A 24690-nucleotide genomic window follows, 5' to 3' on the forward strand; every position below is an offset into this window, starting at 1 on the left:
TCACCACACCCGGAGCGTGAGCCGGTAGGTCTGCGCCCCCTCCGGGTCGTTGGGGTCGTCAATGGCGACGATACGGCTCGCGGCGGAGACGCTCTCGCCCCGCGGCGGCGCGGGGCCGGCGCGCATGTGGGCGCTCGCGGCGCCCGATCCGATCGACTCCACGGTCCCGTTCCGCGTCACGGTGAGGTTGAGCCCGCGGACCTCGTCGACGCCGAGTTCGGCGTGGAGGTCGTCCGCGTTCGCCGTCCAGTCGCAGCCGAACGTATCCGCCGCCGTCGCCGGGTCCGTCCCGTTGAAGAACGCGACCGTACAGGCGTGCGACAGCGTCGCCGTCGACCCGGCGCCGACGAGCGACGACTCCGCGAGCCGCGCGGCGCCGCGCTCGGCGACGATGACGGTCGCGCCCTCACCGACGGCGTACGGCTCCAGAAGCGACGGGACGAACGCGAACGTGAACCCGACCGCGACGAGAAACACCGACATCCCGACGACGAAGTCGAGGACCGTCTGCGCGCGGTCATCCGACATAGATCCACACCCCCAGCGCCAGCGTCATCAGGACCACGGCGTACTTGACGCCGGAGACGAGCTCCGCGTCGCGGATGTAGCCACTGATGAACCCCGAGAGGATCGCCTGGATCGTCACCGCGTGGAAGAAGAGCATCGAGAGCACGTCCGGGTCGACGCCGCCGCCGCCGCCGAACCCCGCCCCGCCGGCGCTCCCGCCGCCGTCGCTCTGGGAGACCAGATCGCCCATCACGTCGATGAACTGGGTCTGGAGAATGGCCATCACGCCAAGCAGGGTGATGTACGTCATCACGATGATCGCCACCTGCATCCGGGTGCGCGACTTGCGCTCGCGCTCGATATCGTCCTGGTTCTCCGAGGCCTGCGCGGCCGTCGTCAGCACGTCCGTGATCTGCGAGGAGGCCTCCTGCGCCTCGGCGATCAGCTTCACCGTCCGGGCGAGCCGGGGCACCGCGTACGAGTTGTTGAACTCCACTAAGGCGTCGCGCAGGCTCATGCCGTAGTTCACCTTCGCGTGGATCACCTCGAACTCCTCCGCGAGCTTCCCGGTCGACGTGTCCGAGACCGTGCGCACGGATTCGAGCAGCGTCTGCCCGGTGTCGTTCGCGGAAGAGAGCTTCCGGAGCGTCTCCGAGAGCTTCCCGGTCACCGCCCGCCGCGAGCGCTGGTGCCACTCGTAGAATACCCCGAGCGGGATCATCACGACGTAGGCGGGCACGTAGAGCCAGACGAACGCCGACCACACCGGCCGGGCGATCCAACCGTCGACCGTCGTCGGCGCCGAGCCGGCGGCGACCGCGACGCCGACCAATGCGAGCGCCGCCGGCACGGTCAACGCGAGGGTGTACAGCGGGTTCTCGCGCAGAAAGATGTGCGGCGCCGAGAGGATCTCCCTCGTCTTGTGGGTCCCCTCGCGGTCGCGAATGCGGTCGAAGACCCCGAAGCTCCCGACGAACGACTCCACGAGCCCGAAGTGGAGCAGCCCCTCCCGACTCGTCTGCCGGAGCCGCTCGCTCCCGCCGTCGGGCTGGAGGTAACCGTCGCCCGGGTCGTCCTGTTTCACCGTCGAGACCAAGACGAGGAAGCCGACGCCGACGAGCGGGATGAGCAGGTACACCGTGACGTACAGGAGCCGGTCGTCGGCCTCGCCCATCATCCCCATGATGACGAGGATGATGATGAGGAGGAGCGGGAACAGGGAGAGCGTCATGTACATCTCGCCGAACAGCTCCAGTGTCTCTAAGGTCATCTCGCGCTCCTGTTTCGACGTGCGGAGGTGTTTCTCCTTTTTGTCCTTCAGGAAGCCCTCCATGTCGCCGCCGGAGTTGACGATAGAGAGCATGTCGGCGAGGAACTGCGAGAGCTCGTCGGAGGGGGTCTCCAGCGACTGCTGGCGGATCGCGTTTCGGTAGTCGGTCCCGAAGTACTCCGTCTCGTTGACGATGCTCTGGAACTCGCGGGACACCTCCCCGTAGGTGTCCTCGGCGGTCGCCATCGCGCGGAGGATCTCGAGCTGGTTGAGCCCGCCGACCGATAGCGCGTACATGAACGACACCGAATCCGCGAGCAGGAGGTTGATCTCGCGCTTCCGCGAGGAGGCCCGCGAGTACGGGACCGCGACGAGTCCCCCGAATCCCACCGCGAAGCCGATCGAGCCGAAGACGAGCCCGCTGAGAAGCACGGCCGTCGGCACGACGAGCGAGCGCAGCGTCGCCTGAACGCCCGGCGTCGGCGCGGGGATCCCGAGCGAGAGCGCCTCCGGATCGATCAGCCCGAGCGAGAACACGCCGTAGCCGACCAGCGTGCCGAGCGCCCAGAGCGCCCCGCCGACGAGGAGGCCGACGGCCAGCGCCAGCGAGACGTACATCTCGACCTGGTCCGGCATCCGCGCCTCCGCCAGCTTGCGCTCCACGTCCGCGACGAAGTCGCCGTCGGCGTCGAACAGCAGCTCGAATATCGGGTAACACAGCTCTGCGAGCACGTTCGCGTCCACGCCGCCGTCGCCCGCGTCCACGTCGAGGCTCACGGCTCGGCCCTCGCGACGGACACGGCGCTACCCCTCCTCCGCGGGCTCGACGGCGCCGAACCCCCAGTCGTCGATGTCGTCGGTCGCCGCGCCGTCGGCGTCGTCGGCTGAGGCGCTCTCCGCGTCGTCGGACTCCGACTCACGGTCATCGGAGTCCGCCTCGCCGCCGGAACCGACCGCGCCGCCGTCGGCCTCCGCGTCGGCGGTCTCGTCCGTTTCGGGGTCGGCGGCGCTGAACCCCTCGCCCACGTCGGTCGACGCGTCCCCCTCGGACCGCGCCGACGGGGCCGAGAGTACGTCGACCCCGTCATCGAACGGCTCGCCGAAGTCGATGTCCCCCGGCGCGCCGGAGCCGTCGTCGGCGGGAGCGGCGCTCGCTTCTGGAGTCCGTTCGAAATCGGCGTGACTCGGGTCGGTAGGCGGCTCCGGCGAGGAGTCGGCGGCGGGGTCGGGGTCCGTCTCCACGGGATCGCTTCGGCCCGAGTCCGAGCCGCTCGGCGCTCCGTCGGCCGCGGTCGCCTCCGTGGCCGCCTCGACGAGCGCCTCGCGGTCGCCCGTCGACTCTGCCTCGATGTCGCGGGCGTGGTCCATCTCGAGGAGCGCGTCCGCGACGGAGTCCGGCACGTCGCCCCGATAGGTCTCGAACAGGTCCTCGGCCGCGTCGAGTATCTCCGCGGCCTCCTTCTCGCCGGCCGCGTCCGGCGTCGGACGGGGGACCAGCTTCTCTTTCTCGCGGTCGACGTTGATGAGCACCGACTCCATCTCGCGGAGGTCCTCCAGCGACCGCTCCAGCTCGTCGTTGGCCATCAGCGCCAGCACCGTCTCCGGGTCGTTGATGAACGCCTGAAACGTCGCCGCCACCTGCGCGTAGCTGTTGAGTCCGCGGTCGATGAGGTACGCCAACACGACCCGACGTTTGCGAAGCTCCTCGTCTAGCATCGCCCGACTCCAACCGCGGTCGAACATGATGTCTTCGAGCGTGTTCGAGTCGCCCATCTGGAGGAACTCGTCCGTCTCTGCCTGCCACTGGAACACGTCTTGGACGTTGATCTCGTCGTTTTCGGCGTCGTAGTGGTTGATCTCGGTGATCGACTTGTTCCGGCGCACCTTCTTGCCCTGAACGCGGGTGGAGGTCTGGATGGAGACCAGGTCCAGCGCCGTGAACATCGTCTTCGAGACGTTGATCGGGTCGGTGGTGAACCGCTTGAGCACCTCGCCCACGGAGTCGGCGTGGAACGTCGTGTAGGTGGTGTGCCCCGTGGACATCACCTGGAAGGCGGTCCGCCCCTCTTCGCCGCGAATCTCGCCCATCACGATGTAGTCCGGTCGCTGCCGGAGCGCGGCCTCCAGCAGGTCGAACTCGTCGATGTCGCCCTTGTCGTCGTCGGAGAAGGAGGGACGGGTGACGGAGGCGATCCAGTTGCGCTGGGGGAGCTCTACCTCGCGAGTGTCCTCGATGGAGACGATCTTCGCGTTCGAGGGAATAAAGAGGGAGACGGCGTTCAGACTCGTCGTCTTCCCGGAGGCGGTACCGCCGGCGAAGATCAGGCTCTTGTGGTTCTCGATCGAGAGCCAGAGGAACGCCATCTCGTCGAGCGAGAAGGTCTTCCAGTTGATCAGGTCGATCGGGGTGAACGGGACGTCGTTGAACTGGCGGATCGTGTAGTTGGTCCCGTGGTCGGAGACTTCGCTCCCGAGCGTGAGCTGCGCGCGCGAGCCGTCCGGGAGGGTGGCGTCTACCTGTGGCCGGCGCTTCGAGATCCCCTTTCCTGACCGCTGGGCGAGCTTCACCACGAAGTCGTCCAGCTCGTCGGTGCCGTGGTGGACGTTCGAGATGATCTGCTCGTACTCGGAGTGGTAGACGAAGACGGGGGAGTTGTAGCCGTCACAGGAGATGTCCTCGACGTTGATGTCGTACTTGATCGGGTCGATGCGCTCGTAGCCGACGAAGTCCCGCTTGAGGTAGTACAACAGCTTCTCGACCTGGTGCGCCGAGAGGGTCCGGGCGTCCTCCGCGAGGACGGCCGGCTCGGGGCGGGCGCTGATCTCCGGCGGGTTCGCCGGCGACTCGACCGGGGGCTCGTACCCCAGTGACTCCGCGATCCGCCCGGCGATCCCCTCTGTCGGGTCGATGCCGAACCGGTCGACCAGCGTGTCCGCGATCCCCCGCTCGTCGCCTTCGTCCTCGTAGAGCCCGTAGCGGTCGAGCAGCGTGCGCGCCTCCTCGACTATCACCTCCTCGCGGAACGACTCGTCGCCGCCGGCGATCGACTCGTCGGCGTACTTGATCGAGGTCCGGAGCTTGCCGGTGAGGAACTCCGTGAGGTCCGCCTCGATCTCGGTCCGGTACGGCTGGACGACGTAGTACTTCGCCTCGTTCTCCTTCCGCGACCGGAAGACGATGACGAACGCGTACGGCTTGTTCACCCAGTAGCGCTCCTCCTCGCGGAAGTGCGTCTTCTTCTGTATCGGCACCGCCTTCTCCAGGTCGTACCGGTTCGTCAGGGTGGTGTGACCCCCGTCGGTCGAGAAGAAGGCGTCCTCGTCGAGATCCGGGTTGACGTCGACGGTGCGCTCGTCGACGAGGTCCGCGAGGTCGGCCGCGGCCTCGCCGCCCGCGCCGAGTAGCTCCTCCGTGCGGTCGGGGTCGAAACCCAAGGCCTCCGTCTTGTCCTCGTGGGTGAACGACAGCGGCTCGTCCTCTCCCTCCTCGTTCTCCTCGGTCGGCCGGTTCCCGTCCTCGTCGAGGAAGAACTCCTCGCGGTAGTCGTCCCAGGTGTAGTACCCTTTCAACACGGGGACGGAGTAGGGGTCGTAACGGGCCGCGCACAGGTCCCAGAGGGCGTCGCCGACCGCCGCGGCGGCGCGGAAGCGGTAGTCCGTCTCACTCGGGTCGAAGCCGAGCAGCGTCGCCGGATCGAACGCGACTCGGTCCCACTCCTCGGGGGTCGGCGGGCGGGACGGGACCGACTCGACATCGGCTCCATGCGCAACGACGACGCCGGAGACGCCCTCGCGACCGACCGACCGGTCGAAGACGGTTCGTGGGATCGGTTCCGCGGCCGCTGCGGTCTCGGCACCGGGACTCGATGTCGCCTCCACGCCGTCGCGTTCGTCCTCGAAGGAGAACGTCGCGTCGTCCGGGTCGGCGTCGGCATCGACCCCCTCTCTTTCTGCGTCGTCGGTGCCGTCGCCGCCTCTCCCGTCGCCGTTGGCACCGTCTCCCCCGCCTTCGGTCTCGTCCTCACCCGCGGCGGCTGCGGGCGGGGTCGCCCGCCGATCGCCGGTCGGCACGACGGCGGCACCGCTAAGAACGACCGCGTCGGGACCGACGACGAGCGTCCCTCGATCCGGAGTGCCGTGTCCGGGAACGGCCGTCTCGCCGTCCGCCGCGAACGGCTCGTCGACCCCGGCGGTTCGGATAACCCCGTCGACGCCGTCCGGCAGGTGGAGGGCGACGGCGTCCGCCGGGACTACCGGCGCGTCCGGCACGTCCGCGTACACCCGCGCCGCTGCGTCCTCGTCCCCGCGATCGGCGAGTAGCGTCCGCCACGTGTACCGGTCGGTGACGACCGGCGAGCAGTCGTTCGGTCCGTCCCCCTCCTCGAAAATCACGTTCTCGAACGCTCGGTCGTCCGTTTCGTCTGTTTCGTCCGCCTCGCCCGTCTCGTCCGTCGATACCTCCTCAGCGCCTCGCGTCTCCGGTTCGGCAGGGTCCGCGTCCGAATCGGCTGACCCGGACCCGTCGGACGCCGATCGACCGCCCCCGGTGTCGGATTGGAGGGCGGATCGTTCGACATCCTCGTCGCTCATAGTTCCGGGAACGCGCGGTCCGTTGAAAAAGGTGTCTCGCAAAACACCGCGATTGATAATCGACCGCGGACGGGCGGATTTTAGTCCCCCGCGCGCCGACCCTCCGTCGTGTCACGCTCCGACAGGTTCCCGCGACTCCGCCGACTGCGTCAGCGCGCGGTCAGGCGGCGCGTCCGGGCGGCGATCGCCGAGGAACTGCTCGGAACCCCGCGGAGCCTCGCCGTCGTCTGCGCGTTCACCGCGTTCATGTTCGCGGTCGGAGTCGGGTACTACGCGCCGACCGCGGACGAGGTGCCGGTCGTCCTCTGGCCGCTGTACGCGGACTCCGCGGTCGCGGTCGCGCTCGGCGGCGGCGTCCTCGCCAGCGTCGTCCCGACCGTCCGACGCGGCGGCAGCGTCACCGCGGACGCGCCCACCTCTCGCGGACTCGCGTACCTCCATACGGTCGCGTTCGTCTGGCTGGTCCAGTTCGGGCTCTGGCCGCTGGTGTCGCTCAACCTCGCCGTCGGTCAGTACGTCTCCGCGCCCGACGCGCTGATCTACTACTGGGGCGTGATCGGGACGCACCTGTTGTTCGTCGGGCTCGCGCTCCTGTTCCCTGCGTTCGGCCGCACGACCCGCGGGGCGCTCGCGACCGCGCTGGGGCTCGGCGTCGCGAACGCCGTCGTCGACTACGGACTCGGATATCACCCGCCCCTGTTGTACGAGCCCGGCCCGGGCCTCACCGCCGCGACGCTCGCAATCGCGGTCGGTGCCGTCACGCTCGCGGCGCGCTCGTTCTGTCGGGTGGGTAAGGGACCGGCGTAGTACATCGTCTGAAACGGTAGATCCCCTACACGGTGTTAAATCACAAACAGGATACGCTGATCCGAGCGCAAGCGGTACGAAAGGGCGCGGCGGGATCCACGCGAGCGAACGCAGTGAGCGAGCGTGGAGCCAGTCGCGCCCGTGGCCGAGCGAGGCGAAGGAACGGGCGCGACGGGATTCGAACCCGCGATCGAGAGGTTAGGAACCTCTCGCCCTGTCCGCTAGGCCACGCGCCCAAGAGGGGAGGAGAAAACGGGACCGCGGTGATCGGTCGGCGTCGGGGACGACTTACGCGCTGGTTTCTTTGTCGGTCTCGGTCTCGAGGTCGTCGAACTCGTCGTCCTCGTCGTCGAGCGTCGAGTCCGCCTGCTCGCCATCTTGCATGTCTTTCAGCTCCTCTTCGACCTGTTCGCGCCCCTTCCGGAACTCGCCCATCGCCTGGCCGGTCGACCGCGCGAGCTTCGGGATCTTGTTCGCCCCGAACAGCAGGACCAGAACGAGCAGGATGATGAGGAGCTCCGGGCCCGCCGGAATGCCGCCGATCAGTGGAATCGCACTTATCATCTCTACCCCGCTCTAGCCCTGTGGCGACTATAGTCTTTTTGCCTTATCGGGTCGGCGCGGGCGCCGCGCACGGCCGCAGCGAACGCGAGCGAACGGCGCCGCCGCTCGGTAAGCGAATGGCTGAGATCTGTCGTCAGCACCCGGGAGGACCGAATCAGTCGGAACGCGCGAGCCGTGCGAAGTACCAGTCGCCGTCGTAGCGGACGAGCGGAGCGACGCCCTCCTCCGTCGCGATCGCGTCGATGACGGCCGCGAACGCGTCGGAGTGCGGCGGGGACTCCGCGTGCTCCGAGTCGATCGCCGCGTCGAGGACCGCGCGTTGGTCCGCGGTCGGGTCGTCGATCGATCGGCCGCGCTCCTCGCCGACGGCCCGGCGGAAGTCGCGCTGCGACGAGGCGACGCGGTCGGCGCGGACGGCGACGGTCCGCACCTCGACCGACCGCTCCCCGTCGAACGCGAACCGCAGCAGCTCGCCGTCCCACTCGACCCGCTGGTCGTCGTTCCCGGGGACGAACAGCGAGCGCTCTCGCCGCTCGGCGGACGCGTACGCGAACTTGACCCCGAACGGCGGGTAGTGCGGCGCGTGGACGAGCGACGCGTCCCCGAGCGCGTCGAGGACCGTGTCCCGGTCGTGGTCCGGGAGGTCCGCGAAGGGGACGCTCGACGGGGGACCGAGGAGGAAGGAGTCGACGGCGTCGACCTCCACCGTGTACGCGTAGCCCGGTGCCGCGACGGAATCGACCGTCTCGGTTTCGATCCGGTAGTACTCGGGGCCGTCGGTGACGACGTACGGTGCCGAGACGCCGGGCCCGTAGTACCCGTCGACGGTCCCTTCTCCGCCGTCGATCGCGGTCCGGACGGCCGTCCGTCCCGCGTGTCCGACGAAGTCGACTGGGGTGCTAAACTCGTTTGAGACGCCGACCAGCGAGGCCTCGTCGAGCCTGAGCACCGTCTCCGCGCGGGGGGCGTCTCCGCCGTCGTCCGTGAAACAGCCCGACAGCGTCGTCAGCGATGCGGTCGCCGTGAGCAGTGCCACCGTTCGACGTGAGAGGCGGCGTGGAGGGCCGGACATCACCTGTCCTGCGTCGGTGGTACACTTAATTCTCCCCCCGGCTCACCGATCTGGCGCCCTCCGGCGTCACACGACGCGAGTCAGTACCCGAGCCGGCGGCCGAGTGCCGCCGCCGAAACGGTGATACGCCCGGCCGACGACGACCCGGTATGCCAGACGTCGGCGACGACGCCCCAGACTTCACCGGATCGGTCGTGGACGGCGACATCGAGCCGTTCGAACTCTCCGAGCACGTCGGCAACGAGCCGGTCGTGCTCGCCTTCTTCCCCGCCGCCTTCTCGAACACCTGTACCGACGAGATGGAGGCGCTACGGGACGGGTTCGACCGCGACGACTGTACGCTGTTCGGCGTGAGCACCGACCTCCCGCACGCGCTCGTCGCCTACCGCGTTCAGTACGACCTCCCGTTCGCGCTCGTCGCCGACCCGGACCACCGCGCGGTCGAGGCGTACGACGTCGTCGAGGACTTCGCACACTACGGCGTGGAGACCGTCGCGCAGCGCGCGGTCTTCGTGATCGACGCCGACGGGACTGTGACGTATCGCTGGCTCGCGGACAACGCCGGGCAGGAGCCGGACTACGACGCGCTCGCCGAGGCGGTGGCGGACGCGGCCGCCTGACCGGAGGGCGAACCGAGCGGTCGGGCGGGTCGCGCTCAGGCCGGGTCGCGCAGCGAGTCGAGCGCCTCGGGGTTCTCCATCGACGAGAGGTCGCCCGGGTCCTCGTCGTTGTACACCGACTCGATCGCGCGACGGATGATCTTCCCCGACTGCGTCTTCGGGAAGGCCTCGACGAACAGGAGTTCGCGCGGCCGGAACGGCTTGCCGTGTTCGTCGCCGACCAGCGCCCGGAGCTCCTCGCGGAGGTCGTCGCTCGGGTCGGCGCCCGGTTCGAGGACGACGTACGCGACGACCGCGGTCCCGGTGGTGTCGTCGGGGACGCCGACGGCCGCGGCCTGATTGACCGCGTCGTGGTCGATGAGGACGCCCTCGATCTCGGCCGGGCCGACCTTCCGCCCCGCGACGTTGAGCGCGTCGTCGGCGCGGCCGTGGAGGAACCAGAAGCCGTCCTCGTCCTTCTGCGCGAAGTCGCCGTGGTCCCACAGGTCGGGCCACGTCGACCAGTACTCGTTCAGGTAGCGCTCGTCGCCCGACCACAGCGACTTCGTCATCGACGGGCAGGAGTCGCGCGCGACGAGATAGCCGCGCTCGCCCGACTCCCGCACCGACTCGCCCGACTCGTCGACGATGTCGATGTCCATCCCGAGTCCCGGCCCGCCGAGGGTACAGGGCTTGAGGGGTTGGTTCGGCATCGGCATCAGGAAGCAGCCGCAGATCTCCGTCCCGCCGGAGATGTTGATTATCGGGCAGTCGCCCCCGCCGACCGCGTCGTGGAACCAACGCCACGACTCTGGGTCCCACGGTTCGCCGGTAGAGCCGAGGATACGGAGCGAGGAGAGGTCGTGCTCGTCGACCCACTCGTCCCCGTGCTTTCGGAGCGCGCGGATCGCGGTCGGCGAGATGCCGAACTGCGTGATCCCGTGCCGGTCGATCAGCTCCCAGAAGCGGTCGGGCTCCGGGTGGTCGGGCGCGCCCTCGTACATCACCACCGTGCCGCCGAACGCGTGGTTGCCGATCAGCGTCCACGGCCCCATCATCCAGCCGATGTCGGAGACCCAGAAGAACCGGTCAGCGGGCTTCTGGTCGAAGCCGAAGTGGATCTCCTTCGCGCACTGCGTGAGGACGCCGGCGTGGGTGTGGACGATCCCCTTCGGCTCGCCCGTCGTCCCCGAGGAGTACAGCAGCATGGACTCCTGGTCGCTCGGGAGCCGCTTCGTCTCGAACGACGACGGCTGCGAGCCGACCGCCTCGTCCCAAGTTCGGTCGCGCTCGTCGTTCCACGGGACCGGGTCGACGTCGCTCCCGCTGTCAGCGGAGTCGGCCGCGGGCGTCGCCCCCAGCCGGTCGTACACGACCACGTCCTCGACGTGACCCGCGTCGGCGACGGCCTCGTCGGCGGTCCCCTTCAGCCGGACGCCGTCGCCCCGGCGGTAGAACCCGTCGCCGGTGAACAGGACGGACGGCTCCGCGTCGTCGATCCGCGTCGCGGTCGCCTCGCGGCCGAACCCGGAGAAGATCGGCACGGCGATCGCACCGACCTTCAGGCAGCCGTAGAGGATCGATACGACCTCGGGCACCATCGGCATATACAGCCCGACGGTGTCGCCGGTCTCGATCCCCGCCTCGGTCAGGTAGTTCGCGACGCGGTCGCTCTGCCGGCGGAGCTCGTGGAACGTGATCTCCCGGACGTCTCCGGGCTCGCCCTCCCAGATCAGCGCGACGCGGTTGCGGTTCGGCGAGTCGACGGCAGCGTGGCGGTCGACGACGTTGTGCGCGACGTTGACCTCGCCGCCGAGGTACCAGTCCGAGAACTGCGGCCCGTCGGCGTCGTCCCGGACCGCGTCGTAGTCGGTGAAGAACTCGATGTCGAGATAGTCGACGATCTCGTCCCAGAACCAGTCGACGCCCGACGCGGGCTCGCCCGGGACCTCCGAGGTGGTGCGCTCGATGAGCTCCTCGTAGTCGTCGATCCCGTACTCGCGCATGAACGCGGCGACGTTCGTCGACTCGGCGAACGCCTCGCTCGGTTCGTGTACGACCTCGTCTATCCCCTCGTACTCGTCCATCTCGCTCGGTGATTTTCGCGGCGACAGTAAGTAACTTTCCTGAAGGACTCGCCGGAGGTGTGCGTACTCGCCCGCGACCTCGACGGTCCCGCCACGTCCACCGGTGCGTCGCCGTCGTCGCGGACCGGCAGGTCGAGGCGGCTCGGCTCGGCACTGTTCCGTCCGAGGCAGCCGGCAGTCGCGCCGGCGAGCGCACCGATTCCCGCGGCGAGGCCGCTGCGTCGTTCCGTGGGCATCGCTCGTCGCGACGGGAGTTCAAGCCCGCACAGAGGACCGGTAGCGCCTGGAAAGCGAACGGACGCCGCCGAGCGCGGTGCCTACTCGTCGTCCGTCTCCGCCTCGTCGTCGCCGTCCGCGGCGGCGTGGATCGACTCGGGCACGATGTCGACGGAGGCGACCTCGTCGTCGGGGTCGAGGTTCATCACGATGACGCCCTTCGTGTTGCGACTCACCGTCGATACCTCCTCGACGCGGGTCCGCATGATCTGACCGTCGGCGCTCATGGCGATCAGGTGGTCGCCGTGGGTCACCGCCTCGATGGCGACGACCTCGCCGTTCCGGTCGCCGGTCTTGATGTCGACGAGCCCCTTCCCGTTCCGCGACTGCGGGCGGTACTCGTCGAGGTCGGAGCGCTTCCCGTAGCCGTTCTCGGTGACGGTGAGCACCCAGTTGTGGTACTCGTCGTCGATGGCGGCGACGCCCGCGACGGCGTCGCCCTCGCGGAGGTCGATGCCGATCACGCCGCGGGCCGTCCGACCCATGGCGCGCGCCTCGGACTCCTCGAACCGGATCGCCATCCCGTCCCGGCTGCCGATGACGATGTCCGTGTCGCCGTCGGTCACCTCGACGTCGACGAGTTCGTCGCCGTCCTCCAGCCGGATCGCCCGGATCCCGGTCGAGCGGATGTTCCCGAACTCGTCGACCGCGGTCCGCTTGATGTAGCCGCCGCGGGTGACCATCGTGAGGTACTCGTCGTCGTCCAAGTCCTCGGTGTTGACGACCGACTCGATCTCCTCGCCGTCGTCGAGGTCGAGGAGGTTGACCGCGGACTTCCCGCGCGCCGTGCGGGACATCTCCGGGATCTCGTAGGTCTTCAGCTCGTAGATCTGACCGTGGTTCGTGAACACGAGGAGGTAGTCGTGGGAGTTGGCCGCGAACACCGAGGAGACGCGGTCGCCCTCTTTGAGCCCCGTGCCGATGATCCCCTTGCCGCCGCGGTTCTGCGCGCGGAACGTGTCGAGCGACATCCGCTTGATGTAGTCGTCCTCGCTCATCACGACGACGCACTCCTCCTCCGGGATGAGGTCCTCGTGGGTCACGTCGCCCGCGTCCTCGATGAAGCTCGTCCGGCGCTCGTCGTCGTACTCGGCTTTGATCTCCTGAAGCTCGTCGACGATCACCTGATCGAGCTCGGCGGGGTCGGCGAGGATCGTCTCCAGCCGCTCGATACGCGCCTTCACCTCCTCGTACTCCGACTCGATCTCTGCCGTCTCCATCGACGTGAGCGAGCCGAGCTGCATCCGGACGATGTGGGCCGCCTGCGCCTCGGTGAAGTCGAACGCCGACTCCAGCGCGGCCTTCGCGGCGTCGCGGTCGTCGGAGTCCTGGATCGTCTCGACGACGCTGTCGACGTTGTCGAGGGCCTTCAGCCGCCCTTCGAGGATGTGTGCGCGGTCCTCGCGCTCGGCGAGCTCGTGTTCGGAGCGCCGGCGCACCACCTCGCGGCGGTGGTCGACGTAGTGTTCGAGCGTCTGCTTGAGGTCCAGCACCTGCGGCGAGCCGTCGACCAGAGCGAGGTTGATGACGCCGAACGTGCGTTCGAGGTGGCTCTCCAGCAGCTGGTTCTTGACGACTTCCGCCATCGCGTCGCGCTTGAGCTCGACGACGATCCGGATCCCGTCGCGGTCCGACTCGTCGCGCAGGTCGCGGATCCCTTCGATCGCGCCCTCGTTGACGTCCTCGGCGATGCGCTCGACGAGCCGCGACTTGTTCTGCTGGAAGGGGAGCTCGCTGATGACGATCCGTCCCTCCTCCTCGTGGACCTCGAACTCCGCGCGGACGCGGATCCGTCCGCGCCCCGTCTTGTACGCCTTGTGGACCGCGTTCCGCCCGACGATGTTCGCGCCGGTCGGGAAGTCCGGCCCCTTGACGTGTTCCATCAGATCCTCGACGGTCGCGTCGGGGGTCTCTATCAGCTCGACGGTGGCGTCGATCACCTCGCCGAGGTTGTGGGGCGGGATGTTCGTCGACATTCCGACGGCGATACCCGACGAGCCGTTGACGAGCAGGTTCGGGAACGCCGCGGGCAGCACCTCCGGCTCCTCGAGGCGGTCGTCGTAGTTCGCCTGGAAGTCGACGGTGTCGCGCTCGATGTCCGCCATGAGCTCCTCGGCGATGGGGGCCATCCGGGCCTCCGTGTACCGCATCGCGGCCGGCGGGTCGCCGTCGACGGAGCCGAAGTTCCCCTGCCCGTCGACCAAGGGGTAGCGCATCGAGAAGTCCTGCGCCATCCGGGCGAGGGTGTCGTAGATGGCGCTGTCGCCGTGCGGGTGGTAATCGCCCATCGTCTCGCCGACGACGGAGGAGGACTTGCGGTGCGCGGAGTTGCTCGTTACGCCCGCCTCGTTCATCGCGAAGAGGATCCGGCGGTGGACGGGTTTGAGCCCGTCGCGCACGTCGGGGAGCGCGCGACCCGCGATGACGGACATCGCGTAGTCGATGTACGACTGCTCCATCTCGTCTTCGATGCGGGCGTTCGTCACCTGTGCTGCGCGGACGTCGCCGGGGTCGGCGTCGGGAGTCTCCGAGCTCATATGTCCACCCACTCCGCTTCGGTCGCGTGCTCCTTGATGAACTGCTTGCGCGGCTCGACCGCGTCACCCATCAGCACGTTGAACATGCGGTCCGCGGCGGCCGCGTCGTCGATGGTGATGCGCTTGAGCCGGCGGTTCGTCGGGTCCATCGTGGTGTCCCACAGCTGGTCGGGGTTCATCTCGCCGAGCCCCTTGAACCGCTGGACCTGCGTGGGGTTGCCGTCGCACTCCTCTTCGACGATGCGGTCGCGCTCCGCCTCGGTCATGGCGTCGTACGTCTCGCCGCGGTACCGGACGCGGTACAGCGGGGGCTGGGCCGCGTACACGTAGCCGGCCTCCAGAAGTGGCTTCATGTGCCGATAGAGGAGCGTGAGGAGCAGCGTCCGGATGTGGGCGCCGTCGACGTCGGCGTCAGTCATCAGGATGATCTTGTTGTACCGGACGTCGTCGAGGTCGAACTCCTCGCCGATGCCCGCGCCGATCGCGGTGATCAGCGCGCGGATCTCGTCGTTCTCTAGGATGCGGTCGAGGCGGTGTTTCTCGACGTTGAGGATTTTCCCCTTCAGCGGGAGGATCGCCTGGTTCTCGCGGTTCCGGCCCTGCTTGGCCGAGCCGCCCGCGGAGTCGCCCTCGACGACGAACAGCTCCGCCTCGGTCGGGTCGCGGGTCTGGCAGTCCGCCAGCTTACCGGGGAGCGCGGTCGACTCCAGCGCCGACTTGCGGCGGGTGAGCTCCTCCGCCTTCTTCGCGGCCTTCCGCGCGCGCGCCGCCTCCGCGGCCTTGTGGACGACCTTCTCGGCGGTGTCGGGGTTCTCCTCGAAGAAGGTGCCGAGCTTCTCGTGGGTCGCGGACTCGACGACGCCGCGGACCTCGCTGTTGCCGAGTTTCGTCTTCGTCTGCCCCTCGAACTGCGGGTCCGGGTGTTTCACCGAGACGACCGCCGTGAGCCCCTCGCGGACATCTTCGCCCTTGAGGTTGGCGTCGAGGTCGTTGACGAGCCCCTGTTCGTTGGCGTAGTCGTTGACGGTCCGCGTGAGGGCGGTCTTGAAGCCGGTGAGGTGGGTGCCGCCCTCGCGGGTGTTGATGTTGTTGGCGAACGCGTGGACGGAGCCCTGGAGCTCCTCGGTCGCCTGCATCGCGACCTCGACGTGGACGCCGTCGGTCTCGCCCTCGAAGTAGATGACCTCCTCGTGGATCGGCGAGCGCGTCTCGTTGAGGTACTCGACGAACTCGCGGATGCCGCCGTCGTAGCGGAACGTCTCCTCGCTGTCGTCGCGGTCGTCGGCCAGGCGGATCTCGACACCGGAGTTGAGGAAGGCGAGCTCGCGGAGTCGGTTCGAGAGCGTGGAGGTCTGGAACTCCGTCGTCTCGAATATCTCCTCGTCGGGCCAGAACCGGATCTCGGTCCCGGTCGACTCGCCGGCGTCCATGTCGCGGACGCGCTCGAAGCCGTCCTCGTCGGGTTCGCCGCGCGCGAACCGGTGGCGGAAGACGCCGCCGTCACGTTTGACCTCGACCTCGAGCCGCTCGGAGAGGGCGTTGACGACGCTGACGCCGACGCCGTGGAGCCCGCCGGAGACCTGGTACGACTTGGAGTCGAACTTCCCGCCGGCGTGGAGGACCGTCAGGATGACCTCGAGCGCGGGGCGGTCGTACTCCTCGTGAGTGTCGACGGGGATGCCGCGCCCGTCGTCGCTGACGGAGACGGAGCCGTCGTCGTGGATCCGTACCTCGATCTCCTCGCAGTAGCCCGCGAGGGCCTCGTCGATGGAGTTGTCGACGACCTCGTAGACGAGATGGTGGAGCCCCCGACCGTCCGTGGACCCGATGTACATCGCCGGTCGCTTACGGACGGCCTGCAGGCCTTCGAGGACCTGAATTTGGCCGGCTCCGTATTCGCTCTGCTCTGACATAGGAACTTACACTCGCTAGTCGCTGTCGGGTTATAAACCCGGCGCACGCGCGCGTGTGAGCCCCCGACGGCGACGTGTGCCTAGCTCTCCCACAGCTACAAACCGCGCCCTCGCGTACCCGTCGCCGATGCTACCGATCGCGGACTCCTTCGACCACGTTCACCGCGGCTGCGAGATCCGGTACGGGCGGGGACGAGTCGCCGACCTCGGCGCCTGGCTCGGCGATCGCGGCCTCGACGGCGCGCTCGTCGTCTGCGGCTCGAACACCGGCGCGAACAACGCCCTGATGGATCCGGTCCGAGACGGCCTCGGCGACCGACTCGTCGGCGTCTTCGACGGGACAACGCCAGACAAGCGGGTCGAGACCGCCTACGACCTCCTCGACGCGCGGGCCGAGGCGGACGCGGACGTCCTCGTCGCGGTCGGCGGCGGCGCCAGCCTCGACGTCGCGAGACAGGCGACGCTGCTCGCGGCCGACGGCCGGGATCTCGACGCCCTCCGCGGCGACGCGGAGGCCGGCGCAGACGCGCTCGGCGACCTGGCGCCTGAGAGCGGCCCCGCCCTCCCGGCTGTCGTCGTGCCGACGACATTCGCGGGCGCGGACGTCTCGACAGGCGGCTCGCTGGAGGTCCTCTCGGCCGACGAGTCGCCGACCGGACAGCCGGTGACCGTCAGCGGGAGCGGCGCGTGGCCGATCGTCGACGTGGCCGACCCGGCGCTGTTCGAGACGACGCCGGCCTCGGTGCTGGCCGGGTCGGCGATGAACGGGTTCGACAAGGGGATCGAGACGCCGTACGCCCGCGACGCCTCCCCGGTGAGCGACGCGGCCGCGGTCCACGGACTCCGCCTCCTCTCGGACGCGCTCCCCCGCGTGGCCGGCGACCGACCGGGCGGCGAGGACGCGATGGACCGCGCGGTCGTGGGGTCGCTGCTCGTCCAGCTCGACTCCAAGATCAGCGTGATCCACGCGTTCGGCCACGGGTTCGCGCGGCGATATGAGGTTCAGCAGGGCGCGATCCACGCCGTCGTCGCGCCGCACGCGCTGGCGTACCTCTTCGACGAGGTCGACGCGAGCCGGCGGGCGCTGGCCGCCGGGCTCGGGATCCGGACCGGCGGCCGCGACGAGGCAGCGATCGCCGAGGATGTCGTCGCGGCCGTCGCCGAGGTCCGGAACGCGCTCGATGTCCCGAGCCGCCTCCGGGATCTCCCCGAGACCGACGAGGACGACCTCCCGGCGATCGCCGAGTTCGTCGCCGAGGACCCGCCGATGGAGCGCGCGCCGGCCGACCTCGACGCGACTCCCGAGGAGATCCTCGGCGTGTTGCGGGCGGCGTGGTAAGGCCGGGGAGACGGCCTATCCGTCGGACGACTCGGCCCCGTACGTCTCAAGCGAGGTCAACCGCCCGGCCTCGGTCTCGAACACGTCGACGAACGCGAACAGCACGTCGCCGTCAGCGTCACGGAGGCGGCCGCGGACCGCGACGCCGGGACCCGACGGATAGACGCGGTCGACCGCGTGGGTCGTGTTGGTGTTCGGCCGCCCGTCTCGCATGAACGCGACGAACCGGTCGCGTCCCTCGAACGTCCTGTCGCCGCGCCGCTGGACGAATTCGGGGTCGAGCAGCGACGCGAGCCGCTCGTACTCGCCGGCGTCGATCGCGTCGTAGTAGGCCCGGGCGAGCGCGGCGGGGTCGGCGCTTTCGCCCGCCGGATCTCCGCTGTCCGCGTCGGCGTTCGCTCTGCTGTCCGCGTCGGCGTTCGCTCCGCTGTCGGGGGCGTTCGCTCCGCGCTCTGCGTCGTCCGCCTCACGCCGCGAGGGCATCGAACTCCTCGGCTGAGGTCCGGGTTCCCTTCGAGATGATCACGTCGCCGCCCCGCAGCGTGGTGTCGATGTCGTGGCCGACCAGCCACCCCTCGTCCGGGCGGCGGATCGCGAGGACGCTCGTCGAGATGTCGGTCGCGGGCACGCCGTCGGCGACGGCGGTCCCGTCGAGTTCGCTCCCCTCGACGACGACGGTCCGGGTGATTATCTCGTCGGACTCCTGGACCGCCATCTCCACGACCGGGTGGACGTCGAGGTCACGGAGGACTCCCTCGGTGATCGCCAGCGCGGCGTCGGATATCTCCTCGGTCGCGACGCCGAGGTGGATGAGTCCCCGCAGCGACACCGGGTCGTCGGCCTCGGCCGCGGCGCGGAGCGTCCACGCCTCGAACCGCGACTGGAGCGCGTCCACCTCGATCTCGAGGTTGCTCACCTCCTCGGCCAGCTCCTCGTTGTCGAAGAGGACCGACCCGTACGCGAGGTCGACGGCGAGCTCGGAGAGGTTCTTCATCAACACGATCGAGTCGACCGCGCGCTCCAAGTCGTCGATCGCCGGCTCGGGCGCGGGCTCGGGCTCGAACGGGTCGCCGCTCAGCTCGGGGTACACGTCCTCGACGCCCGCTTCGGGCCCCCGAAGCAGAGTCACGTCGCCGGGCGCTAACCGGGTGGTCGGTCCGGGGTTGAGGATCCAGTCCTCGTCGCGCCGGACCGCGATGACGCGGACGCCGGTCTCCGATTCGAGGTCGATATCGTCCAGCTTCCGGCCGGCGTACGCGGACTCGCCCCGCACGGTCCCGCGGACGAGCGTCTCCACGCCCGCGGAGAGCGCGCCCCGCATCGCCTCGGGGAGCCCGATCTCCTCGGTGACGATCTTGGCGATGTCGCCCGCGGCGTCGGCGACCTTGTCGGCGGCCGCGATGACGCCGAGCACGGGCGCGAGCGTCTCCGCCTCGTTCGGGTTCCGCGCGGCGAGCATCAGGCTCATCCGGGCGCGCATCTGGAGCACGTCCATCCGGTGTTCCAGCTCGACGACCTCGTGCGCGACCGTCGGGCTCGCGTGGAGAACCGCCGAATAAGACAGATCGATCAACAGCTCCGCGGTGTCCTTCATCTCGACGAGCAGGTCCTTGACGCTCGTCGGCTCGTAGCGGACCGTGCGCTCGTCGAATCGTCCCATATGACTCCCTCTCCGGCACCGAGTAAAAGGCTTGTTGCGGGAGTTCGAACGGTCGGAGCGGAGGAGACGACCGCCGCGTCAGAGCGCGTCGCCGGCGACGTAGCCCGGCGCATCCTCTGGCGATTCCGTGCCGTCGCCGACGGGCGCGGCGAGGTCGACGAGCGCGAGCCATCCCAGCAGCCGGGCCGCGCGGCCCCGCCACGTCGCCTCCCAGTCGGGATCGCGGGCCCTGTCGTGCCGCGGAACTCGGTCGCGGGTCGCGGCGAAGAGGTCGGGGGCGGTCAGCGGGTCGTCGGTCGAGGCCTCCCGCAGCGCCGCGAGCGCCTCGGGGCCGAACAGGACCTCCTCTCGGAGCCCCTCGCGGACGCGCTCCGGCGTCGGCTCGGCGTCGGCGCGGACGAACCCCCGAGAGGTGTCCTCGGCGAGGTTGAGCGCGCGCAGGAACGCGAGCCAGTCGTTCGCGGTCTGACGGTCGGGGAGGTCGCGTCGCCGCCGGAGGCGGGCGCAGCAGTCGTCAGCGGTACCCGGGACGAGCGGGACCGCGCGCTGGTACTCGCGGAGGGCGTCGAGGTCGGCCGGGGGTTCGGGGACGGGTTTGAGTCGCATCAGTCGGGGACGCTCGCGGCGTCAGCGGTAGCCGAACGACTCGGCGAGCAGCTCCTCGTCGGTCTCACCGACGGTGTAGACGGGGCCGTCGACGACGTCGACGGTGACCCGCGCCGGGGCGAACACGCTCTCGGGCACGTCGTAGAAGTCCCAGTCGGCGTCCTCGAACACCTCAACGAAGGGGGTGCCGTACTCCTCGCCCGCGGTCGAGACGATCTCGCCGAAGCGGTCGTCGTCGCGCGCGACCTGGAGGTGGACCTCGCCGCCGTACGCCAAGGCGTCGTTGGTCCGGCCCATCGCCTCGGTCTCGTCGCGGGTCGGGGGCGCGAGCGGCGCGGAGCCGGAGGCGTGGAGCACGTCCGTGGGCTCGTATCCGACCTCCAACAGGCGGAAGACGGCGAGTTCAGCGGCGCGGGCCGCGGTGGTGACGGAGCCCGCGGTCGAGCCGGTGGCGAACGTCGGGAGGAACACGCCGTCGGTGTCGACCTCGGCCAGCTCGGCGACCTGTTCGGCGACCTCCTCGTCGGGGAGCGCCGTCGACTCGACCGCCAGCGTGGCGAACTCGGAGGAGTCGTAGTAGCCGACGCGCTCGAACTCGGTCTCGCGGCCGACGAGCGCGCGGGCGGGGCCGGAACCCAGCCCCTCGAAGCCGCCCTCGGTCGTCAGCTCCCAGCCGGCCTTCTGCGAGCAGAGCAGCGCGACCGCGGGGTGGTCCGTCGACAGCTCGACGTACTGGCGCGGCGCGCCGGCGAGCCGGCCCATTCGCGTCTGGAGGTTCGCGAGCCCGGCGGTCTGGATCTCCGCGAGCAGGAGTCCCGCCTCGACGCCGCCGGCCGCGTCGACGCCGAAGTCGACGACGGTGGCGCCGTTGTCCAGCTCGTAGCCGACGACATCCAGCTCGCCGGCGAAGTCGAGCGCCTCGTCGACCAGCTCGATCGCGGTCCGATTGATGCTTTCCATAAACGAGCGTACTCGCTCCCCGTTTAAGGGGTTTGGCTGTTCGGCTCGGGGCGTCGCAAGAGATCCGGTGGACGTTACTTATAAACAACCGAGGCGGTGGCGCGTGCCTCCGAACGCCCGCAGGGCGTGAGGAGCACGCGCGAGGGAGTCGCTCGCCCGCGGCGAGCGACGCGGCTGGGGAGGTGTGAGGCTGCGGTACTGCGCGTTCCCGCGAGCGAAGCGAGCGGGAGCACGGAAGTCGCAGCCCGCGCAGCAAAGCGAGCAGGAACGTCTTCCGGTGGGGCTTTGCCGGTGTCCGTCGCCGGTCCACCAGCGACTATTTAGAATTGAGCGAGCGCGATTTCGGGAGCGTTCGACCGAAATGCTTCGTGAGGCGGATGTAAGCGAGCGTTCCGAGTCGTCACCAGAAGCCGTCGGAGTCGCTCGGGCCGCCGGCCTCGCCGGGGCCGCTCGGACCGCGGGGCCCGCTCGGTCTCGGATCGGGGTTGATCTCGACGGGGGCAGACTCAGCCCGCGGGTCGATCTCGCGCCCCTCGTCGTAGCGGACGAACGAGAGGTAGAACGCCTCGCCGCAGCCGACGCCCTCGGCGTCCGGCTCGCGGTACGGCTCGTCGCCGCCGACGTCGGTGCCGCGCACGCCGTCGTGCGGGTCCCACTCGACGCCGTCGCTCTCGCCGCAGACGAACCGGACGCCGTCGGCGTCGGCGGTGTCGCCGTCTTCGGTCGCCTCGTCGGCGTCGAACGGCTCGGTCGGCGCGACGTACGTCCACCCCTCCAGCGGGTACGGCGTCACCGACTTGTCCGCGAGGTACCCCTCGCGTTCGAGCGCGACGAGCGTCCCGCAGTGGGGACAGTAGTACGTGACCGGGTAGCTCATACGCCTCGTAGGGGACCCGTTTATAAACAGCCGTCGCCGCCGCGTCAGCTATTTGATCGCTCGGGCCGACGATTCGATATCTCATCCGATACCACTCCTGACAGCTCGGACGCATCGGACGACTCGTCCGGCCCCGTTACCCGCCGCCGGCTCCTCTACGGCGTCGCGGGCGGCGTCGGTCTCCTCGGGGGCGGCGGACTGTACGTCGCCAACGCGCTCGACGGCGACTTCGGCGGGTACGAGGCGCCAGAGTCACAGCCGATGGTCTCCACCCGAGGGCGGCTCGACGCCGACGAGCCGACGACGCGCTCGGGGTCGTGGGAGTTCGGCGGCAGCGACGCGGTGGTCCTGTACGTCCACGGCCTCGGCGCGGACGCAGAGTCGGCCCGCGATCAGGCGTACGCGGCGCGATTGGGGCTGGCGGCGGCGTCGGACTCGGCGGGCGGCGACGACGCGGCGGCGAGCGTCCCCCCCGTGATCGGCTACTCGTGGTCGTCGAACGACGACTGGGGACCGGCGAAGCGCACCGCCGACGCCAACGCCGCCCCGCTCGCCGACTGGCTGACGGCGTGGGCGGACGAGGACGGCCGTCCGGCCCACGTGTTCGCGCACTCGCTCGGCGCTCGCGTGACCGGAGCGACGCTGCGCGAGCTCGCGGACAGGGGGCGAACGGACGCCCTCGCGTCGGTGTCGCTGTTCGGCGGGGCGATCCCGCACGACAGCGTCGGGACCGACGGGGCGTACGGGGCGGCAATTGGGGCGCTCGACGCGCCCCTCTACAACTTCTACAGCCGGAACGACCGCGTCCTCGGGTGGGTGTACCGCGCCTCCGACCGGACCCGGGCGGTCGGCCACGGCGGGCTGTCCGGCGCCGCGACGGCGCCGGACGGCTACGCCGACATCGACGTCAGCGATCTGGTGGCGGACCACTACTCGTACCTCGAACCGGACGCGGGCTGTCTGCCGCGCGCGATCGGCCGGATCGGGTTCGAGTAGTGCGACGGCGCACTCCGGGGCGCCTCGCCGCCGACTCGCCCCCGGAACCCCTTTTACCGGCGCGGTCGACCCTTCGGGCATGATCGACGAGACCGTCGCCGAGATCCGGGCGATGCGGACCCACAGCACGTCCGCGGTGGCCGTGAAGGCGACGCGGTCGCTCGCGGACCTGTTAGACCGGGAGTACGTGACCGTCGACGAGTTCGAGCGCGACCTCGAACACAACGCGGGCGTGCTGCGCCGGTCGAACCCCTCCCACGCCGCGCTCCACAACGCGATGCGCGAGGTCGAGCGATCCATCGTCGGCGAGGCGACGAGCGTCGAGGGCGCGAAGCAGCTGTTGGAGGACGTGATCGCCCGCGTCGTCGACGACATCGAGACGGCGAAGGGCGAGGCGGCCGCCAACGCGGCCGAGCACATCGAGGACGGCGACACGCTGCTCGTCCACGACTACTCCACGACGGTGCTGGAGGCGATCGAGAACGCCGCGCGCGACGGGGCGCACCTGACCGTCTACGTCACCGAGGCGCGCCCGCGGACGCTCGGCCGCAAGACCGCGCGGATTCTCGCCGGGGTGTCCCGCGTCGACGTCCGCATGGTCGTCGACAGCGCGATGGGGTACGCGCTCCGCGACTGCGACCGCGTCCTGCTCGGTATCACCTGTATTACCGGGGGAACCTACTACAACCGGATCGGCACGTTCCCCCTCGTCGTCACGGCGCGCGAGCTCGGCGTCCCAGTCACCGCGGTCGGCTCGGGCGCGAAGACGATCGAGGAGTTCCGGTTCGAGAACGAGTTCCGCGACGCCGTCGAGGTGATGCGCGAACCCGTCGAGGACGTCGAGATCGAGAACCCGAGCTACGACGCCACCCCGATCGGGATGATCGACACCGTGATCACCGACGACGGCGTCCGGGACTGAGGGCCCGACGAGGCGAGAAGACGAGCGCTGCCGGCGAACCCCGTCGAGCGGACAAAAGCGCTTTGTGTGTGTACCGTGTTAACAGGCGTAATGAGCGTTCGTACGGGTTCGACGACGGTGTTTCAGATCCCCGATCAGGGGGTGACGGCGGCGGGGTGTTCGAGCGGCTGGTGCGACCTGTGGGCGGTCGCGACCGATCCGGGCGTGCTGACGGCGGTCGCGATCGTCGGTCTCGCCGCGCTGGTCGCGTTCGCGTACGTCCGGGACGCCGAGGCGGCCTGTCACCGCGAGCGACGCCGCGTCCTCGACGAGCGGGACGCGTTCGAGTCGTTCGCCGACCGCGTGGCCGACATCGACACCATCTCGGCCGCGACGGACTCGACGCCGTCCGGCGTGCCGGCCGGCTCGCTCCGCGGAATGGGCGCTCCCGGCGACGGGGCGCGCGGCCCCGGCGGCGGATCGCCCGGGAGCAGCGTCAGCCTCAGACGGGTGATGGCCGCGTACGACGACACCGTGCTGTCGCTCCCCCACTACCGGGCCGAGTACGACGAGACGCCCGCGGAGAGCCTGGCGGCCGAACTCGGTCCGGACGCCGTGACCGCGCTGGCGTCGGACGGGGGGCTCTCGGGCGCCGCGCAGTCGGCGCTCGTCGACCGGAGCCGCCGCGCCGTCGACGCACGCGAACGCCTCGCCGACGCGATCGACGAAGAGATCGACGCGATCGGCGACAGGGAGTCAGCGCTGTCGGCGATCGACCGCCGTGGCCGCCGGCTGCTCGGTCACTTAGACGGGGTCCGACCCGGCTGCGAGGCCGAGGCCGCCGTCGACGTCTGGAGCCGGCTGACGGAACTCGAAGGGGAGTGCGACGACCTCGCCGCCGACCGACAGCGCTCGTTAGACGATCCCCCGTTGACGCCGCGCACGCCGCTCGACGCCGACCGCGAACGGCCGTTCTACGCCTACCTCTACGGCCCGACCGACGGGCCGCGGTACCCGGTGTTGGCCCAGATCGCGGAGGTCGCAGACCGGATCCGCGCCGATAAGGACCGCGTCGGGGGACGAATCGCCCGCGGCCGCTGACTCTCCCGGGCGCCCCGGACCGGCGGAA

Annotated in this window: 19 protein-coding genes and 1 tRNA gene; 6 read left to right on the forward strand and 14 right to left on the reverse strand. The window is 69.7% G+C overall.

Features of this window, described 5'->3' with window-relative positions; translation table 11 throughout:
* Genes EXE47_RS10910 through EXE47_RS10920 form a run of 3 tightly spaced genes read right to left on the reverse strand, consistent with a single transcriptional unit; the run spans position 1 to position 6367 of the window.
* Positions 1–528 (reverse strand): hypothetical protein, encoded by a 528-nt coding sequence (locus EXE47_RS10910; RefSeq protein ID WP_089307617.1) that lies wholly within the window; start codon positions 526–528, stop codon positions 1–3.
* Positions 518–2554, reverse strand: coding sequence for a type II secretion system F family protein (locus tag EXE47_RS10915; RefSeq protein ID WP_086220380.1), 2037 nt, complete (start codon positions 2552–2554; stop codon positions 518–520). The genes EXE47_RS10910 and EXE47_RS10915 overlap by 11 nt, the downstream gene beginning before the upstream one ends.
* Positions 2555–2581: 27 nt before the next feature.
* Complete coding sequence (locus EXE47_RS10920) at positions 2582–6367, reverse strand: ATPase, T2SS/T4P/T4SS family (protein ID WP_137708272.1); 3786 nt, start codon at positions 6365–6367, stop codon at positions 2582–2584.
* A gap of 108 nt (positions 6368–6475) precedes the next feature.
* Here EXE47_RS10920 and EXE47_RS10925 point away from each other — a divergent pair, with 108 nt between their 5' ends.
* The gene (locus tag EXE47_RS10925) at positions 6476–7174 is read left to right on the forward strand and encodes a DUF1405 domain-containing protein (RefSeq protein WP_049929479.1); all 699 of its coding nucleotides are present in this window, start codon (positions 6476–6478) and stop codon (positions 7172–7174) included.
* Between the two features lie 163 nt (positions 7175–7337).
* Here the strand turns inward: EXE47_RS10925 and EXE47_RS10930 are convergent.
* The 3 genes from EXE47_RS10930 to EXE47_RS10940 all read right to left on the reverse strand — a co-directional run bounded on the left by EXE47_RS10930 (position 7338) and on the right by EXE47_RS10940 (position 8810).
* Positions 7338–7410, reverse strand: a tRNA-Arg gene (locus EXE47_RS10930).
* A gap of 52 nt (positions 7411–7462) precedes the next feature.
* Positions 7463–7738, reverse strand: a complete 276-nt coding sequence (locus EXE47_RS10935; RefSeq protein WP_049929478.1) for a twin-arginine translocase TatA/TatE family subunit — start codon at positions 7736–7738, stop codon at positions 7463–7465.
* 154 nt (positions 7739–7892) lie between these two features.
* On the reverse strand, positions 7893–8810 hold the full coding sequence (locus EXE47_RS10940; RefSeq protein WP_137708273.1) for a hypothetical protein: 918 nt from the start codon (positions 8808–8810) through the stop codon (positions 7893–7895).
* 149 nt (positions 8811–8959) lie between these two features.
* On the opposite strand from EXE47_RS10940, the gene EXE47_RS10945 reads away from it, so the two are divergent.
* Positions 8960–9430, forward strand: a complete 471-nt coding sequence (locus EXE47_RS10945; protein WP_094553138.1) for a redoxin domain-containing protein — start codon at positions 8960–8962, stop codon at positions 9428–9430.
* A gap of 35 nt (positions 9431–9465) precedes the next feature.
* Here EXE47_RS10945 and EXE47_RS10950 read toward each other — a convergent pair whose 3' ends face one another.
* The 3 genes from EXE47_RS10950 to gyrB all read right to left on the reverse strand — a co-directional run bounded on the left by EXE47_RS10950 (position 9466) and on the right by gyrB (position 16222).
* A complete protein-coding gene (locus EXE47_RS10950; protein WP_086216384.1) occupies positions 9466–11496 on the reverse strand; it encodes an AMP-binding protein in 2031 nt (676 codons plus the stop codon).
* A 317-nt stretch (positions 11497–11813) separates the two neighbouring features.
* Entirely contained in the window at positions 11814–14309 is a 2496-nt protein-coding gene (gene gyrA, locus EXE47_RS10960; RefSeq protein WP_089307612.1) for a DNA gyrase subunit A, read from the reverse strand.
* Positions 14306–16222 (reverse strand): DNA topoisomerase (ATP-hydrolyzing) subunit B, encoded by a 1917-nt coding sequence (gene gyrB, locus EXE47_RS10965; RefSeq protein ID WP_094582979.1) that lies wholly within the window; start codon positions 16220–16222, stop codon positions 14306–14308. Before gyrB ends, gyrA begins: the two co-directional genes overlap by 4 nt.
* Before the next feature lie 127 nt (positions 16223–16349).
* Between gyrB and EXE47_RS10970 the strand changes: the two genes are divergently transcribed.
* On the forward strand, positions 16350–17561 hold the full coding sequence (locus tag EXE47_RS10970; protein ID WP_094582978.1) for an iron-containing alcohol dehydrogenase family protein: 1212 nt from the start codon (positions 16350–16352) through the stop codon (positions 17559–17561).
* A 15-nt stretch (positions 17562–17576) separates the two neighbouring features.
* On the opposite strand, the gene EXE47_RS19205 is transcribed toward EXE47_RS10970, so the two are convergent.
* From EXE47_RS19205 to EXE47_RS10995, 5 genes are all read right to left on the reverse strand, one after another.
* On the reverse strand, positions 17577–18044 hold the full coding sequence (locus tag EXE47_RS19205) for a nuclear transport factor 2 family protein (RefSeq protein WP_137708274.1): 468 nt from the start codon (positions 18042–18044) through the stop codon (positions 17577–17579).
* Positions 18028–19221: a potassium channel family protein gene (locus tag EXE47_RS10980; RefSeq protein ID WP_137708275.1), complete on the reverse strand. Its 1194-nt coding sequence runs from the start codon at positions 19219–19221 to the stop codon at positions 18028–18030. Before EXE47_RS10980 ends, EXE47_RS19205 begins: the two co-directional genes overlap by 17 nt.
* Positions 19222–19299: 78 nt before the next feature.
* The gene (locus tag EXE47_RS10985; RefSeq protein WP_094519387.1) at positions 19300–19827 is read right to left on the reverse strand and encodes a hypothetical protein; all 528 of its coding nucleotides are present in this window, start codon (positions 19825–19827) and stop codon (positions 19300–19302) included.
* 21 nt (positions 19828–19848) lie between these two features.
* Positions 19849–20787, reverse strand: a complete 939-nt coding sequence (gene mch, locus EXE47_RS10990; protein WP_049929466.1) for a methenyltetrahydromethanopterin cyclohydrolase — start codon at positions 20785–20787, stop codon at positions 19849–19851.
* A gap of 400 nt (positions 20788–21187) precedes the next feature.
* Positions 21188–21664 carry a hypothetical protein gene (locus tag EXE47_RS10995; protein ID WP_049929465.1) on the reverse strand — a complete coding sequence of 159 codons (477 nt, stop codon included), beginning with the start codon at positions 21662–21664 and terminating at the stop codon, positions 21188–21190.
* A gap of 261 nt (positions 21665–21925) precedes the next feature.
* On the opposite strand from EXE47_RS10995, the gene EXE47_RS11000 reads away from it, so the two are divergent.
* The 3 genes from EXE47_RS11000 to EXE47_RS11010 all read left to right on the forward strand — a co-directional run bounded on the left by EXE47_RS11000 (position 21926) and on the right by EXE47_RS11010 (position 24662).
* Positions 21926–22660: a DUF726 domain-containing protein gene (locus EXE47_RS11000; protein ID WP_137708276.1), complete on the forward strand. Its 735-nt coding sequence runs from the start codon at positions 21926–21928 to the stop codon at positions 22658–22660.
* A 79-nt stretch (positions 22661–22739) separates the two neighbouring features.
* Positions 22740–23582 (forward strand): translation initiation factor eIF-2B, encoded by an 843-nt coding sequence (locus EXE47_RS11005; RefSeq protein WP_049929463.1) that lies wholly within the window; start codon positions 22740–22742, stop codon positions 23580–23582.
* 90 nt (positions 23583–23672) lie between these two features.
* The gene (locus EXE47_RS11010) at positions 23673–24662 is read left to right on the forward strand and encodes a hypothetical protein (protein WP_137708277.1); all 990 of its coding nucleotides are present in this window, start codon (positions 23673–23675) and stop codon (positions 24660–24662) included.
* The last annotated feature ends 28 nt before the right edge of the window (positions 24663–24690 follow it).

Source organism: Halorubrum sp. GN12_10-3_MGM, assembly GCF_005435235.1.
Lineage (GTDB): Archaea > Halobacteriota > Halobacteria > Halobacteriales > Haloferacaceae > Halorubrum > Halorubrum ezzemoulense.